The sequence below is a fragment of the Bacillus sp. BC05(2025) genome, assembly GCF_056725905.1.
In genome coordinates, this window is sequence record NZ_JBWYRA010000005.1 from 217748 (window position 1) to 234232 (window position 16485).

Genomic DNA, 16485 nt, shown 5'->3' on the forward strand with positions numbered 1-16485 from the left:
TATTCCAGAACCTTTACCGAAATAACCAGCTAAAGAGCTTGAGTTAACTCTTGATATTGTTGATGTATCGGATAATTTTTCAGCAGGATACTGGAATGCTGGGATTATGAGAGAAGGTCAAATTCTTACAGTTCAACTTATACCGAATGAAGAAATTACTATTCTATTAGAATCTATATTAAAAACAAATGTAGATGATACATCTGTTCTCTTTTTGTTTGTATTATTGGTACATTTATCTTAATTAACTTTAAAATTTGGCAGTGATTTTGAGTAAAACAAAGGGTACATAAAGTTTAAATGTTTTAACAAGAAGAAATGCTTGTTGTATATATAACGATATATAATTATAATGTTATATATAAATTTATATTTATTTTTTAAATATATAGGAGGGATAATTATGCCTTATACTTTAGTAATCAACACAATGCAACATAATTATGCCAATATCAATGGTCGTGTGAATGATTATTCTTTAGTCTTTAAACCACCCTGTAATGTGAATAATCTCATTTTAGAATATCCCACGTATAAAGTTATTGGCGATTATAGATTTAGCTTAAATGGAAAAAATTTGTCACATGGAGATATAATTGATTATATAGAGAGGTATATTCTATCATTTCCACTAAATATGAGATTGAATAAAGCTATAGAACTAAGTAATTTGCTAATAGATATTTTATATAATGGTTTGAATGCAAGAGTGGTTCCTAACTTTAACATACATATAGATGATATAAATTATAATGGCAGTCAATTTGTAGAGATAATCTATTGGTTAATAGGACAAGAGGAAATAAATTATCCTCGTAGGAATGGAAAAATGGGTGTAAGATTGCCGATAATTAGATATCATGAAGCTATAATAGCTGCTATTTATGGCTTCTTTACTACCAGTATTGTTAAACAAAGAGCGAATATAAAGTATAGAAGACCACCAGAGTGCTTAGTTGGAATTGTTACACCTCAACAGTATGACGAGATAGATAACCACTTATTAAACAATATAAGTTTAATATAAAATAAAGAGTGTAGGTGGCTGTGTAATTGTATAAGATGGAGGGCCGTATATATCGACCGAATTTCTTTAGATATTAATATGACTCCTCAGTAGATATTGGTATGAAGGATATGTGTATTAGCAGTCAGGAGAATGGGTATATGATTTGTTAGCAAATCTAATGAACACTGAAGGAAACGAGCATGTTCGGAAGTAAGGAATATGGTGGAAGAAGAAAAGCTCCATACTCATTAGCTTTGTAAGGCAGGTAGAGACAAAGCGAAAAGGGTAGGATAATAGTTTTTTTATTGATAACATTTTAATTGAAAAAGGACCAGAATACGGTCCTTTTTTGTTTCTTATAGAAGCTTTCTTCACGTGAAAAGCTCTACTCTAATACAGGGGCATGTTATTAAATTGGAATATCCACCTGGAATAAGTTGTTATATAAATGGGAGGAACTACATTTGGGGATAGAAGTACTTACAAATTCTAAAAGAATTCCTTTTGTGTACCAAGAAGCAAAATATATTTATGATAAAATATAGAAAAAGATGATTAAGAAGGGATAATTAAAGTGAAACCAACAATTTATGATGTTGCGGAAAAAGCAGGTGTATCAATAGCAACTGTATCCAAGGTAATTAATCAAACTGGGCGTATTAGTGAAAAAACAATAAACAAAGTAAATCAGGTAATGGATGAATTAGATTACCAGCCAAGTAGTGTAGCAGCAGCGTTAACAGGTAAAAAAACATATACGATTGGGGTACTTGTCCCAGATATCTCAAATCCTTTTTTTGCAGAAGTAGCAAGAGCTTTTGAAAATAGTGCACAAGGGTCAGGGTATACACTCATTTTATGTAGTACAGATCATCAAACAAAACGTGAGCACGAATACATTGATTTACTATTTAAAAAGCAAGTAGATGGCATTATTATTGCAACGGAGCTAAATGATTATAAACTTGTAAAAAAAATCGTGAATCGAGATTTGCCACTAGTACTATTTACTGTAGATCATCCTTCCATCACGACTCATGTTGTGACAACTGACGATATGAGGGGAGGCTATCTAGCTGGAAGCTATCTAACGCAAAAAGGCCATACATCTTTAACAATTATGATGGAGAAGGATAGAAAAAGTAGCTTAGGGAGATTGAATGGTTTCAAACAAGCTCTTACGGATTCGGGGATTTCGTTAGATGATGAGGCTATCATTAGTTGCTATTCGACAGTAGAAGATAGTAAACGTGCAAGTAAGGAATTACTTCATTTGCCTAACAGGCCTACAGCGGTTTTTGCTTGTACAGATTTGATTGCTATATGCCTTATGAATGAAGCAAGAAAACAAGGACTTTCAATTCCGGAAGACCTATCAATTATCGGATTTGATAATACAATCTATGCTGAGATTGCAGATCCAGGGTTAACAACAATTGAGCAGCCAATTAAACAAATGGCAGCGTGTACGTTTGAACAACTGCTAAAAACGATGGAAATGAAGGAGCATGCTAAGCAAAAAATTACAATTATTCCTCAGTTAGTAGAGCGATCCTCAGTAAAGGATATTACATGATAGATTTTTTATAAGCCTATTTGAATGTAACAAAAGAAGGTCATCGTAACTAAGTATAGTTAGGATGACCTTCTTTTATATTTAGGACTATACAGAGAATTGCTCACCGCTTTTCGTATTTAAATCTTGCTCCATCTCATTTTCTTTTGGAATAGTAAGGAAATGAGTTAAAAATGCACCAAAGAAATACAAACCAGCAAAGATCCACATCACGCCGCCAACACCTAATGGACCGATGAAGGCAGTTACTACTAATGGTCCAACAAATGCTGATAATCCTGAACCTAAATTTAAGACAGACATTGCAGCTCCTTTATTTTCAGGAGATAAAGATGGGACTAATGCGGTAAGAGGTACATAACCGGCAAGTGTTGCTCCATAGCAACAGGCAACAAATAATATAGCCCAATAATTATGTCCTACCATTTGTGGTACATAATAGAGTGCAAGAGTTACAATTCCGCAACCGACTCCTCCGAACCATTTAATTGTATTTACCCAACCAAACTTGTCTCCAACAATACCAAAAATAATATTAAACACCATATTTACAAAGAATAGAGTACCCCAAATTTGAAGCCATTCAGTCATCGTAAAATTATATTTCATCATATAGGTAGGTAGGAAAACAACAAATCCAAACTGAGCGGCCGAGTTTATAATTTTTACAATTCCGCCTATACCAACTTTAGGGTTTTCAAATGCGATGGTAATGCCTTTTAGTAATTCGCTTGATTTGTTAGCGCTTACGGTTTGTGCTTTAAATCTGTCCTTATTTACAACAATTGAGAATAATCCCCCGACGACAACAAAAATTAAAGCGCTCCATAATGTAGCAATTTCTCCGATTTTCGGAACCATATAACTAGAATAAAAGGCTCCTATCACACTAAGCCCCAGCTGGAATACGAACCAGAACCAGCCAACTGCTCTTGAAAGCATTTGTTGAGGCGTACTGTAAGATACCCAAACTAGGAAAGAATAAGCAAATAAGGGATAACCAAACCCGCGTAGGGCATAGCAAATTAATATTACGGGATAATTCATATGTTGAATTCCTATACCGATGAACCCGATTGAACCTAAAATGAATGATACTAAACCAAACGTCATGACTTTTCTTGGTCCCCACATTTGTACAAATACCCCTGAAAACCAAGAAGAAGCAGATACAGTAATACCGTAAATAGTAAACAGGAAAGCAGCGTGTTCTAGTGTTAGTCCTTTTTCAACGAGATAAGGGGATAACCATCCCTGTTCTAACCCGTCCCCAATCATAAAAACAATAATTCCTATGTATCCCCAAGTTAAATTAGAAGGGATCCCAATCCTGTCCATAAATGTTTTGTTTGAACTAATAGCGTTCATTCTCCCACCACCGATAAGTTATTTTTGGTTAAGCGCTTAATTTTTTTTGATAAAAAAAGTATACGCTTACATTATGGGGTCGTCAATTAAATTTTTTGACAATTTACAACTTTCTTTTATAGAACACTCTATTTACTTATTGGAGAATAAAATAATGGTGAGTATGAAAAGAAAGAAATACCTTATAGATGTGGGATTACTATTTAAAGGCTTGGTTTTCTTTGTTATATCAGTATTTTAAAAGAGTATATTTGTAGCTTTTTAGAGTGTTTATTTCTAATTATTAATTTTTATTTTTATGTAATACGTATATTGAGGGAATGTAAAATTCGAATAAAAAGAGAAGTATTCAAAAAAATAAAAATGTTTTCAATTTAGAATCAAGTGTGTATAATGAAGAAAAATAGGGAAAGCGCTTAACTAAATCGATACGCTAAACCCTATAGACTTTCATTTCGTTTCTTAAATTTTAATATAGAGGGAGAAATCATATGAACGTTTTAAAGATTGGGATTATTGGTGCTGGGCGAATTGGGAAACTACATGTTGATAATTTGCAGCTTATGCCACAAGTAAAAATTAAAGCGGTTTCAGATGTAGTAATTGGTCATCTAGAAAAGTGGGCTCAAGATAAAGGAATTTCCACTCTGACTACAAACTATCAGGATTTATTAACTGACCCAGAAATTGATGCTGTCTTTATTTGTTCACCAACAAATACACATGCGCAAATTATTAAAGAAGCAGCTCTTGCGAAAAAACATATTTTCTGTGAAAAACCTGTTAGTTTCTCAGTAGAAGAAACATTAGAAGCATTAGAAGTGGTAAAAGAACAGGGAGTATCTCTTCAAGTAGGATTTAATCGTCGTTTTGATCCGAACTTCAGGAAAGTTTATGTTCTAATTCAACAAGGTGAAGTGGGGCAGCCGCATATCTTAAAAATTACGTCACGCGATCCACAACCGCCAAGTATAGAATACGTTCGCTCTTCAGGCGGATTGTTTATGGATATGATGATTCATGATTTTGATATGGCTCGCTATGTGATGAATAGTGAAGTCGTTGAAGTATTTGCATATGGAACAACATTAATTGATCCATCCATTCAGGAAGTAAATGATGTGGATACAGCAATTGTCACATTAAAATTTGCAAATGGAGCTTTAGGGGTAATTGATAATAGCCGACAAGCTGTTTATGGATATGACCAGCGGGTTGAAGTGTTTGGTGAAAAAGGTGCGGTTGTTGCGGATAATTGCTGCCCGACAACAGTTCAAGTGTCAAAAACAGAAGGTATTGTAAAAGATAAGCCGCTTTATTTCTTCTTAGAGCGCTACACGCAAGCTTACATTGAGGAAGTAACACAATTTACAAAGTCAATTATAGAAGGACAAGCTGTTATTTGCAGTGGTAATGATGGGTTACAAGCGGAGCGAATTGCGAAAGCTGCGAAGGAATCCTTACTAACAGGAAAACCCGTACAAATTGAACATAAACAGCCTGCATTAAATCAATAAAGAGCGCGCTTACTTATAGATAGATAAAGAGTCATGAATAGTAGGTTTATAAAAATATGAACCATATCATTCACTCTTTCATAAAGCATGGGAGGTAGTAACAATGAATCCACTTATTTTTAAAGAAAATCGTCCATTAGACCTAATTGCAGTTGGACGTTTATGCGTTGATTTAAATGCTAATGAAACACAACGTCCTATGGAAGAAACAAGAACGTTTACTAAGTATGTGGGAGGTTCTCCTGCCAACATTGCGATTGGTGCGGCACGTCTTGGCTTACAAACAGGATTTATCGGTAAAGTGTCCGATGACCAATTGGGCCGCTTTATTACGGGGTACCTAAAGGATAACAATATTAATACAGATCAGATATGTATCGATCGTACTGGTGCAGTAACAGGTTTAGCATTTACAGAAATTAAAAGCCCTGAAGATTGCAGTATTTTAATGTACCGCGACAATGTCGCAGACTTAAACCTAGATCCAACAGAGGTATCTGAGGACTATATTAAACAATCAAAAGCACTCTTAATTTCAGGAACAGCTTTAGCGAAAAGTCCTTCTCGCGAGGCGGTATTTTTAGCGCTAGAATATGCACGTAAGCATGATGTCGTTGTATTTTTTGATGTGGATTACCGCCCTTATACATGGCAGTCAGAAGCTGAAACGGCTGTGTATTACAATCTAGCGGCTGAAAAATCTGATGTCATTATTGGAACGCGTGAAGAATTCGATATGATGGAAAAACTATTAAACTATGAACAGTCTAATGACCAAGTTACGGCTGAAAGATGGTTTTCTCATCATGCGAAAATCGTTGTAATTAAACATGGCGGGGATGGTTCAATCGCATATACGAGAGACGGTCAATCTCACCGAGGCGGTATCTTTAAAACAAAGGTGTTAAAGACGTTTGGCGCTGGCGACTCGTATGCATCCGCGTTTATTTATGGATTAATGCAAGGGCTTGAGATTCCTCAAGCGATGCGATTAGGAGGCGCTTCTGCTTCGATCGTTATTTCTAAACATAGCTGTTCTGATGCAATGCCAACAAGGGCAGAGATTTCTGCATTCATGGAAACGGCTGAGGAATTGGTATAAAAACGTCATGAATCAATAATCAAGTAAGGGCGTATCCTATTGGACGCTTCTACATTACATAAAAGGGAGAGAATGAATATGACAGTACAAACAGCACAAATTGTAAAAAACTACATTGGCGGCGAATGGGTAGAATCTATTTCAACTAAGATGGAAGCTGTATATAATCCTGCAACAGGAGAAGTAATCGCTCAAGTACCACTTTCAACAAAAGTAGATGTTGAACAAGCTGTATTAGCAGCAAATGAAGCGTTCAAATCTTGGTCTAAAACTGCTGTGCCAAAACGCGCTCGTATTCTATTTAAATATCAACAATTACTAGTAGATAACTGGGAAGAGTTAGCGAAACTTATTACGATTGAAAACGGAAAAAGCTATAACGAGGCTTACGGTGAAGTTCTTCGTGGTATTGAGTGCGTGGAGTTTGCTGCGGGTGCCCCTACATTAATGATGGGAAAACAATTACCTGATATTGCAACAGGTATTGAGTCTGGTATGTATCGTTACCCAATTGGTGTTATAGGCGGAATTACACCTTTTAACTTCCCAATGATGGTTCCATGCTGGATGTTCCCACTTGCAATTGCTTGTGGTAATACATTTGTATTAAAACCTTCAGAGCGTACACCACTTCTAGCAGCAAAGTTAGCAGAATTAGCTGCAGAAGCAGGCATACCAAAAGGTGTATTAAATATCGTAAATGGTGCTCACGATGTAGTAAACGGTCTTCTTGAACATAAATTAGTGAAGGCAATTTCATTTGTAGGTTCTCAGCCTGTCGCAGAATATGTATACAAAAAAGGAACAGAAAGCTTAAAACGTGTTCAAGCATTAGCAGGTGCGAAAAACCATTCCATTGTATTAAATGATGCAAATCTTGAACTAGCAACAAAGCAAATTATTAGTGCCGCATTCGGTTCAGCAGGTGAGCGTTGTATGGCTGCTTCTGTTGTAACAGTAGAAGAAGAAATTGCAGATCAATTAGTTGAAAGACTCGTAGAAGAAGCAAATAAAATCGTCATCGGCAATGGTCTTGATGAAGATGTATTTTTAGGACCAGTTATTCGTGATAACCATAAAGAGCGCACAATTGGTTATATCGATTCAGGTGTAGAACAGGGCGCTACATTAGTTCGTGATGGACGCGAAGATACAGCTGTAAAAGGAGCCGGTTACTTCGTTGGTCCAACAATTTTTGACCATGTTACAAAAGAGATGAAAATCTGGCAAGATGAGATTTTTGCTCCTGTTTTATCGATTGTTCGTGTGAAATCATTAGATGAAGCGATTGAAATTGCAAATGAGTCTCGCTTTGCAAATGGAGCTTGCATTTATACAGATAGCGGGGCAAGTGTACGTCAATTCCGTGAAACAATTGAATCCGGCATGTTAGGTGTGAATGTTGGGGTTCCGGCGCCAATGGCATTCTTCCCGTTCTCTGGCTGGAAAGACTCTTTCTATGGTGATCTTCATGCGAACGGTACTGACGGCGTTGAGTTTTATACTAGAAAGAAAATGCTTACATCTCGTTGGGAAAAGTAATCATGAAGAGAGAAGTAGAATCTCTCTAGGTGCTTGGAAGCGAAAGTAACGAAGGTAGTAAAACATAAGAAGGAAGTATTAGGAGTCTATCAAATTCCTAATACTCCTTTTTCATATGCAGAACGACTGTTAGAGATGGAAAGGAGCAAATCATATGCAAACTGTTAGAATGACGACGGCGCAAGCATTGGTGAAATTTTTGAATCAGCAATACGTAGAGTTTGATGGAAAGCAACAAAAGTTTATTAAGGGAATCTTTACGATTTTTGGTCATGGGAATGTAGTAGGCCTAGGTCAAGCTTTAGAAGAAGATGCAGGGGAATTAGAAGTATATCAAGGGAGAAATGAACAAGGAATGGCAAGTGCTGCGATGGCTTTTGCAAAACAAAAACATAGAAAACAAATTATGGCATGTACTTCTTCTGTTGGTCCTGGATCAGCAAATATGATTACCTCTGCAGCAACAGCTTCTGCAAATAATATTCCCGTGTTACTACTTCCAGGAGATGTATTTGCAACGAGACAACCTGATCCTGTTCTTCAACAAATTGAACAAACACATGACTTATCTATTTCTACAAATGATGCTTTCCGTGCAGTAAGTAAGTACTGGGACAGGATAAATCGTCCTGAACAATTGATGACAGCTATGATTCAAGCGATGCGTGTTTTAACGAATCCAGCAGATACAGGGGCTGTAACGATTTGTTTACCACAAGATGTCCAAGGGGAAGCATGGGATTTTCCAAGTTACTTCTTCCAAAAGCGTGTTCACCGTATTGAACGTCGTCTACCTACAAAAGCCAGCTTAGCGGATGCAGTGGAAATGATTAAGAGAAAGAAAAAGCCAGTTATGATTTGTGGTGGTGGTGTAAGATACGCAGAAGCGGCAGAAGAGCTAAAACAGTTTGCTGAAACATTCCACATTCCATTTGGAGAAACACAAGCTGGAAAAAGTGCGATTGAAAGTAGTCATCCATATAATCTTGGTGGCATCGGGGTAACTGGAAATATAGCAGCTAATACAATTGCAAAGGAAGCGGATCTTGTTATTGGAATCGGGACGAGATTTACGGATTTTACAACGGCATCGAAACAATTATTTAAAAATGAGGAAGTTGAGTTTTTAAACATCAATATTTCAGAATTCCATGCGAATAAGCTGGATGCATTAAAGATTATAGCAGATGCGAAAGAAGCGCTTCTTGCTCTAATAGATGAACTGCAAGTAATTGATTATCGATCTAGTTATACAGTAGAAATTGGTGATGCAAAAGAGGCTTGGGAAACAGAATTAGCACGTCTACATAATATTCGCTTTACAGATCAAGAGTTCACACCAGAAGTCGAAGGTCATTTCGATGGGAATTTAAATGAATATGTGGATGCACTTGGTACACATTTAACACAGACCGCAGTCATTGGACAAATCAATACATTACTCGATGAAGATGCAATTATCGTTGGAGCGGCAGGAAGTCTTCCAGGTGATTTACAAAGAATGTGGACATCAAGAAAACCAAATACATATCACATGGAGTATGGATACTCTTGCATGGGGTATGAGGTTGCGGGCGCACTAGGTGCAAAGCTAGCTGAACCATCGAAGGAAGTATATGCAATGGTAGGGGATGGTAGTTACCAGATGCTTCATTCTGAGCTTGTCACAAGTCTTCAAGAAAACAAAAAAATTAATATCTTATTGTTTGATAACTCCGGATTTGGTTGCATTAATAACTTACAAATGGGTAATGGAATGGGGAGCTTTGGAACAGAGTTTCGCTATCGAAACCAGGAAACTCGTAAATTAGACGGGGCAATTATGAAAATTGATTTTGCAGCTAGCGCAGCTGGATATGGTGTGAAAACATATCATGTTACATCACTAGAACAATTACAGGAAGCGCTTATAGATGCGAAAAAACAAACAGTTTCTACATTAATTGATATTAAAGTACTGCCAAAAACAATGACAAATGGATACGAGTCATGGTGGCATGTAGGTATTGCAGAAGTATCTAAAAGTCAAAGTGTACAAGCTGCGTACGAGAGTAAAGTAAATAACTTGCAACAGGCAAGGTCTTATTAGATTAGGGCACAAAGAGAGCTTTTTATCTACATGCATATGGTTTAAGAAGCTCTCTTTTTAAAGAATAGATATCAGAAGTTGGCGAAATTCTATCACATTTTAAAAAGAGGAGAGACAAGGGGATGTTTAAAGAAAATACAATTAAGCTTGGAATTGCACCAATTGCTTGGACAAATGATGATATGCCGGAGCTAGGGGCAGAAAATACGTTTGAACAATGTATTAGTGAGATGGCACTAGCTGGATTTAATGGAAGTGAAGTAGGGAATAAATATCCGAGAAATACTGTTTTATTAAAAAAATCTTTGGAATTACGAAACTTGGAGATTGCTAGTGCATGGTTTAGTACGTTTTTAACAACGAAGCCGCTTGAAGAGACAGTAGAAGAATTTATTAAGCATAGGGATTTCTTACATGACATGGGTGCAAAAGTCATCGTTGTTTCAGAGCAAGGGCATAGTATTCAAGGTTTAATGGATGTACCACTATTTAAAAATAAGCCTGTTTTTACAGAAGAAGAGTGGAATAAGCTTGTGGATGGATTACATCACCTCGGTAAATTAGCTCAGGAAAAGGGGCTGCATATTGTATACCATCACCATATGGGTACGGGTGTTCAAACAACGGCAGAAATTGAAAAGTTAATGGACATGACTGATTCAGCACTTGTATCTCTGCTTTTTGATACAGGTCATCTTGTTTTTTCAGGAGAAGAGCCACTTTATATTTTGAAGAAATATTTACCTCGTATTAAACACGTACATTTAAAAGATATTCGTCAAGAAGTAGTAGATGCTGTAAAGGAAAACGAATTAAGCTTCTTACAGGCAGTGAAGAATGGGGCATTTACAGTTCCTGGGGATGGCGTAATTGTATTTGATGAAGTGTTTACTATCCTTGCAAACTCTGATTATCAAGGGTGGTTTGTGGTAGAAGCAGAGCAAGACCCAGCTTTAGCGAATCCTTTTGAATACGCATTAAAAGCCCGGAAATTTATACGAGAAAAAGCCGGTCTGTAATTTAAGCATTTTAAGATTATCCCTAAGTAAATGGTAGGGTAATCAACATGTCTTCTTACAAAAGGTGTAAAAAGACGTGAAGGTTGGTTTTACATGTAATAAATAATATTGAAATAGGGGAGTATGTAATGCCATTAGTTCAAATGAAAGATATTTTAATGAAAGCAAATCAAGAGAATTATGGGGTTGGGGCTTTCAGTGTCGCGAATATGGAAATGGTAATGGGAGCTATTAAAGCAGCTGAAGAGTTAAGTTCACCGCTTATTCTACAAATTGCGGAAGTTCGTTTGAATCATTCGCCAATTCATATGATTGGTCCTTTGATGGTAGCTGCAGCGAAAAAAGCAACTGTTCCAGTAGCAGTTCACTTTGATCACGGTATGACATTTGAAAAGATTCAAGAGACGTTAGAAATTGGTTTTAGTTCGGTTATGTTTGATGGCTCTCACTATCCGTTAGAAGAGAATATCCAAAAGACAAAAGAAATTGTAGAACTTGTGAAACAGTATGGAGCGACGGTAGAAGCTGAGATTGGTAGAGTTGGTGGTAGTGAGGATGGATCAGAAGATATTGAAATGTTGCTGACAAGCACTATAGAAGCAAAACGATTTGCTGAAGAGACAGACGTAGATGCGTTAGCTGTTGCAATTGGAAATGCGCATGGTATGTACAATGGAGATCCTAATTTACGATTAGACCGCCTACAAGAGATTAATGAGGTAGTCCATATCCCACTCGTTTTACATGGCGGCTCTGGCATTAGTCCAGAGGATTTCAAGCAATGTATTCAACATGGTGTTCGAAAAATTAATGTAGCAACAGCTACATTTCAGAATGTAATTACTGCGGTTAACACTGCCGCCCTAAATACTCCGTATTCAGATTACTTTACGTACCACCAGGATGTTATTAGGGCTGCATACGAAAACGTTAAAAGTCATATGCAAATATTCGGAAGTGAAAACAGAGCATAATCAGAAAAGCTTTCTTTATTGATAGTTAGAAGAAATTCGGAATGTAGTGAACTGACAAAAGTAGAGAATGATTGAGTAGCTATTTTATAAAAGGAGGAGAAAGCCATGTTAGGAAAATTAGGTGAATTAAATGAAGGATATAATGTATTAACAGAAATGAATGGTCAATGCAGTGATATGTTAATGGATATAGGCATATATAAGATGTCTAATGGAAAAGAAGAATTGCTATTTGATAATAAAAATGAAACGGCAGTACTTTTACTAGAAGGGACAATACGTTTAGAGTGGGAAGGAAAGGAACAAGTTATTCAAAGACAGTCTGTGTTTGAAGAAAACCCTTGGTGTTTACATGTATCTAAAAATGTGAAGGTTACCATTACTGCTCTTTCAGATAGTGAAGTGCTTGTTCAAAAAACAGATAATGATCAAGAATTTGCATCCAAGTTATATACTCCAAATGAATGTCAAAGTGTTGTAGCTGGAGATGGCGTATGGGAGGGAACAGCACAGCGTGTTATTCGTACGATTTTTGACTATAACAATGCAGCATATTCTAATATGGTAGTAGGAGAAGTTATTTCTTATCCAGGGCGATGGTCCAGTTATCCATCACATCACCATGACCAGCCAGAGGTATATTATTATCGCTTTAACAAGCCACAGGGATTTGGATGTGCAATGGTTGGTGAGGATGCATATCGCGTTGTACATAATAGCTTTATTACAATTCCAGGTGAGTTAGACCATCCACAAGCAACGGCGCCTGGATATGCCATGTATTTTTGTTGGATGATTCGACATCTTGAGAATAACCCATGGAATGATCGTATCATGGAGGAAGAACACAAGTGGTTATTAGAACCAAACGCGAAAATTTGGCCAGAAAAGGAATAGACGAAAATAAAGGTTCGGGATAAAAATGATGTTACTTACAATTTTTTACTATGAAACAATTTTTAAAATTTAAGCAGGCTCTTATGTGAGATAATATAAGGGTCTGTTTGCATGTTCTACCTTTTATTATGTACAATGAGAATAAGAGATGATATAGACAGGGAGAGGAAATCCATGTCCACTAAATTAGTAAATTTACGAATTGATTTTGCTTTTAAACAGTTATTTGGGACGAAAGGAAATGAAGAAATTTTAACGGGTTTTTTAAATGCAATTTTAGAGGAGTCTTTAGATGCACCTATTACATCGCTACAACTAGATGATCCACATCTCCATAAATCTTATGAAGATGATAAATTATCAATTTTAGACCTATTAGCAACTTTAGATAATGGGACGCAGGTAAATATCGAAATTCAGCTTCGAAATACACATGATATGGTGAAGCGATCTTTATATTATTGGAGTAAACTTTATACATCCCAAATGCAAGAAGGGATGCCATATCGTTCCCTTCGGAAAACAATTACCATTAACTTACTAGACTTTATTTTATTTTCCCAGGATGAGGAATTTCATACCATTGGACAATTATGGAATACAAAAATGCAAAAACTATTAAGTGACGACATTGAAATCCATTTTGTAGAGATACCAAAATTGGTAAAACAATGGCGTGAAGAAAAAGTAAACCCTTGGGAAAATACATTTGTTCGTTGGATGTTATTATTACCGGCACATGAAGATGAACACTTAACTCAAACATTGGAGGAGATTGCGATGAATCAAGATCCAATTTTACAAAAGGCAATAAATAAATGGGAAAATATGAGCCATGATTCTTCTTTCCGAACAGCATATGAAGCTCGCGAGAAATTGCTTTTAGATGAACAAGCTAAGCTAGCACATGCAGAACAAGAGGGCATGGAAAAAGGCATTGAACAAGGTAAGATGCAAATGATTCGAGGAATGCATGAAATTGGTGTACCGCTTGAAACTATTGCAAAAGCAAGTAAGTTGAGTGTAGAGGAAATAGAACGTATCTTGAAATTAAAGTGAACATATATGAACCTATAGTACTCATGAATAAAAGAAAATAGACACTCATTGTTATAGTACGTTTAATAGAAAAGTATTGCTGAACAATTCGGCAGTGCTTTTTCTATATCATTTTTTGTTTTTCATGCAGAATCACCCGCAAAATTACTTTTTGTAGTTGAAGTTTTCCGAATAATAAGTTACATTTTTAAGGTTCAAGCAACTATATGACAGTACAAAAGGGGAGAAATATTGTTATTATGCAAAAAATGAAATGGAAGAACTATTTATGTTATTTTGTTATTCTTATACTTCTTGGAACAGCAGTAACAGTCAAACCATCTATCTCGAAAGCTGAGGAATCTGATGTTAATATTACACTGTTAGGTACTGCAGATATTCATGGTAGATTTATGCCTTGGGATTATGCGCTTGATGGTGCAAATACGAGTGGAAGTTTAACGCAGCTTTATACGGTTATAAAGAAGGTACGTCAAGAAAATCCAAATACCATATTAGTAGATGCTGGGGATACAATTCAAGGAAATTCAGTAGAGTTATTCAATGATCAGCCACAATCGCCAATGATGGTAGCGATGAATGCAATGGGATATGATGCTTGGGCATTTGGAAATCATGAATTTAACTTTGGATTAGATACATTGAAAAAAGTTAGTGAGCAATATAAGGGCAAGACATTGGCAGGAAATATTTATAAGGAAAATGGAGAGCGTTTTCTTCCTGCGTATACAATTGTTGAAAAAGGTGGAATTAAAGTCGGGATTATTGGTATGAATACACCGATGATTAGTGATTTTGAAAAAGGGACAGATCATTTGGATGGATTGGTAGTGAAAAATCCAGTAGAAGAGACAAAAAAGGCAATTAAAGAATTAGAGGGTAAAGTAGATGTAATGGTAGGGGTTATGCATATGGGACTAGAAAATGAGAATGGAATCCCTGGTACTGGGGTTCAAGATATTGCGAATGCTTGTCCGGAACTAAGCGTTATTTTTGCAGCTCATATGCATAAGCTTGTTAAAAAAGAAGTTGTAAATGGTGTCATTATTACAGAACCAGATAAATATGGAACACATATCTCATGTATTGACCTTACTTTTACAAAGCAAGATGGAAAGCTGGTTCTAAAAGATAAAACTGCTACCGCTATACCTGTAAAAAATACTGATGGAACAACAGTAGTATCTGATCCTACACTTGAAGACACACTGACACCTTTTCACGAGTATGCGAGGGGTGATGCAAATGTTGTAGTCGCTCAATTAAAGGGCAGAAACCTTGTTCCTGAAAATGAAATAAAGGGTATTCCAAGTGTGCAGATTCAAGAGACACCTTTATCAGATTTCTTTCATGAGGTCATGCTCTACTACAGCAAAGCAGATGTAGTCGCCCATCAAATTGATAACGATAATGCCCGTTTGGATGTAGGTCCTATTAAGAAAAAAGATATTGCATATAATTATCAATATGCTTTGGGTGAAATTACGGTATATAAGGTAACTGGGAAAGACTTAAAAGACTATATGGAATGGGCGGCAGGGTACTTTAACTCATCTCGTGCCGGAGATGTAACAGTTAGCTTTGATAAAACCCGTCGTGCTTCTAAATACAGTACGAATGATTTCTTTGGAGGTGTAAAATACGAAATCGACTTAACAAAACCATATGGAAGTAGAATTACAAATTTACGTTCTATTCGTACAAATAAACCAATCAAAACGAACGATGTTATGACGCTGGGAATGAATGCATATAGAATGGAGGCTCTTCAGGCAAAAGGTGGAGCTTTAGAGGGGCGTAAGTTTGAACAAATTTGGTCATCTAAACAAGAGAATGCATTCGGGGAAACTGGTGGAACCATTCGTAACCTTGCTATTACATATTTAAAAGAGGTAAAGAATGGTGTATACACACCAAAAGTTATGCATAATTGGAAAATTACTGGCGTGAATACACATTCTTCAGAGCATAAGGCTGTAGTGGATCTTGTAAATAAAGGGGTTTTAGAAATTCCAAAAACTGAAGATGGAAAATATACAAATATAGCCTCTATAAATACTAAAGATTCAATTACAAAAGAAGAGATTGTAGCACTCTCACAAAAAGCAAATATTAATCCAAATCAGTTTAAGCATATAAAAACGAAAGGTGAATTTTACAAAAAACTTAGTAGAATTGTAAAAAAAATATAAGAAACATGACTCTAGTGCAAAAAAGTTATAACTAGAAGTTTAAATATATACGTAAAAAAGAGCACTCCTATACATGGTGATGCTCTTTTTTACGTAAAGAAAATCTTGTTTAATTTTAGTCTATTATCCTACGCACAATTA

The 16485-nt window shown here is 36.1% G+C and carries 13 protein-coding genes; 12 read left to right on the forward strand and 1 reads right to left on the reverse strand.

From position 1 onward, the window contains the following. Positions 1–106: 106 nt before the first annotated feature. From ACZ76X_RS18595 to ACZ76X_RS18605, 3 genes are all read left to right on the forward strand, one after another. Positions 107–244, forward strand: coding sequence for a hypothetical protein (locus ACZ76X_RS18595; RefSeq protein ID WP_479851311.1), 138 nt, complete (start codon positions 107–109; stop codon positions 242–244). A gap of 159 nt (positions 245–403) precedes the next feature. Next, positions 404–1027 carry a hypothetical protein gene (locus ACZ76X_RS18600; protein ID WP_479851312.1) on the forward strand — a complete coding sequence of 208 codons (624 nt, stop codon included), beginning with the start codon at positions 404–406 and terminating at the stop codon, positions 1025–1027. Between the two features lie 556 nt (positions 1028–1583). Next, on the forward strand, positions 1584–2585 hold the full coding sequence (locus ACZ76X_RS18605) for a LacI family DNA-binding transcriptional regulator (RefSeq protein WP_098198388.1): 1002 nt from the start codon (positions 1584–1586) through the stop codon (positions 2583–2585). An 87-nt stretch (positions 2586–2672) separates the two neighbouring features. On the opposite strand, the gene ACZ76X_RS18610 is transcribed toward ACZ76X_RS18605, so the two are convergent. After that, positions 2673–3953, reverse strand: coding sequence for an MFS transporter (locus tag ACZ76X_RS18610; protein ID WP_098646213.1), 1281 nt, complete (start codon positions 3951–3953; stop codon positions 2673–2675). 491 nt (positions 3954–4444) lie between these two features. On the opposite strand from ACZ76X_RS18610, the gene iolG reads away from it, so the two are divergent. The 9 genes from iolG to ACZ76X_RS18655 all read left to right on the forward strand — a co-directional run bounded on the left by iolG (position 4445) and on the right by ACZ76X_RS18655 (position 16344). Next, a complete protein-coding gene (iolG, locus tag ACZ76X_RS18615) occupies positions 4445–5470 on the forward strand; it encodes an inositol 2-dehydrogenase (protein WP_479851313.1) in 1026 nt (341 codons plus the stop codon). 103 nt (positions 5471–5573) lie between these two features. Further along, a complete protein-coding gene (iolC, locus tag ACZ76X_RS18620) occupies positions 5574–6572 on the forward strand; it encodes a 5-dehydro-2-deoxygluconokinase (RefSeq protein ID WP_479851314.1) in 999 nt (332 codons plus the stop codon). A 78-nt stretch (positions 6573–6650) separates the two neighbouring features. Further along, positions 6651–8114, forward strand: a complete 1464-nt coding sequence (locus ACZ76X_RS18625) for a CoA-acylating methylmalonate-semialdehyde dehydrogenase (protein WP_479851315.1) — start codon at positions 6651–6653, stop codon at positions 8112–8114. Positions 8115–8268: 154 nt separating this feature from the next. Next, positions 8269–10203 carry a 3D-(3,5/4)-trihydroxycyclohexane-1,2-dione acylhydrolase (decyclizing) gene (iolD, locus tag ACZ76X_RS18630; protein WP_479851316.1) on the forward strand — a complete coding sequence of 645 codons (1935 nt, stop codon included), beginning with the start codon at positions 8269–8271 and terminating at the stop codon, positions 10201–10203. A 122-nt stretch (positions 10204–10325) separates the two neighbouring features. Then, complete coding sequence (iolE, locus tag ACZ76X_RS18635; RefSeq protein WP_479851317.1) at positions 10326–11222, forward strand: myo-inosose-2 dehydratase; 897 nt, start codon at positions 10326–10328, stop codon at positions 11220–11222. 128 nt (positions 11223–11350) lie between these two features. Then, positions 11351–12196 carry a class II fructose-bisphosphate aldolase gene (locus ACZ76X_RS18640; RefSeq protein WP_479851318.1) on the forward strand — a complete coding sequence of 282 codons (846 nt, stop codon included), beginning with the start codon at positions 11351–11353 and terminating at the stop codon, positions 12194–12196. A gap of 105 nt (positions 12197–12301) precedes the next feature. Further along, the gene (locus tag ACZ76X_RS18645; protein ID WP_479851319.1) at positions 12302–13093 is read left to right on the forward strand and encodes a 5-deoxy-glucuronate isomerase; all 792 of its coding nucleotides are present in this window, start codon (positions 12302–12304) and stop codon (positions 13091–13093) included. A gap of 174 nt (positions 13094–13267) precedes the next feature. Continuing rightward, the gene (locus ACZ76X_RS18650) at positions 13268–14152 is read left to right on the forward strand and encodes an Rpn family recombination-promoting nuclease/putative transposase (protein WP_479851320.1); all 885 of its coding nucleotides are present in this window, start codon (positions 13268–13270) and stop codon (positions 14150–14152) included. 239 nt (positions 14153–14391) lie between these two features. Beyond that, entirely contained in the window at positions 14392–16344 is a 1953-nt protein-coding gene (locus tag ACZ76X_RS18655; protein ID WP_479851321.1) for a bifunctional metallophosphatase/5'-nucleotidase, read from the forward strand. Positions 16345–16485 lie beyond the last annotated feature (141 nt).

Bases quoted from the DNA above. Each gene is read 5' to 3' on its own strand.
- ACZ76X_RS18600 (WP_479851312.1), top strand. From the start codon at position 404: ATGCCTTATACTTTAGTAATCAACACAATGCAACATAATTATGCCAAT.
- ACZ76X_RS18650 (WP_479851320.1), top strand. From the start codon at position 13,268: ATGTCCACTAAATTAGTAAATTTACGAATTGATTTTGCTTTTAAACAG.
- ACZ76X_RS18610 (WP_098646213.1), bottom strand. From the start codon at position 3,953: ATGAACGCTATTAGTTCAAACAAAACATTTATGGACAGGATTGGGATC.
- iolD (WP_479851316.1), top strand. From the start codon at position 8,269: ATGCAAACTGTTAGAATGACGACGGCGCAAGCATTGGTGAAATTTTTG.
- iolG (WP_479851313.1), top strand. From the start codon at position 4,445: ATGAACGTTTTAAAGATTGGGATTATTGGTGCTGGGCGAATTGGGAAA.
- iolE (WP_479851317.1), top strand. From the start codon at position 10,326: ATGTTTAAAGAAAATACAATTAAGCTTGGAATTGCACCAATTGCTTGG.
- ACZ76X_RS18645 (WP_479851319.1), top strand. From the start codon at position 12,302: ATGTTAGGAAAATTAGGTGAATTAAATGAAGGATATAATGTATTAACA.
- ACZ76X_RS18625 (WP_479851315.1), top strand. From the start codon at position 6,651: ATGACAGTACAAACAGCACAAATTGTAAAAAACTACATTGGCGGCGAA.
- ACZ76X_RS18640 (WP_479851318.1), top strand. From the start codon at position 11,351: ATGCCATTAGTTCAAATGAAAGATATTTTAATGAAAGCAAATCAAGAG.
- ACZ76X_RS18595 (WP_479851311.1), top strand. From the start codon at position 107: ATGAGAGAAGGTCAAATTCTTACAGTTCAACTTATACCGAATGAAGAA.
- iolC (WP_479851314.1), top strand. From the start codon at position 5,574: ATGAATCCACTTATTTTTAAAGAAAATCGTCCATTAGACCTAATTGCA.
- ACZ76X_RS18655 (WP_479851321.1), top strand. From the start codon at position 14,392: ATGCAAAAAATGAAATGGAAGAACTATTTATGTTATTTTGTTATTCTT.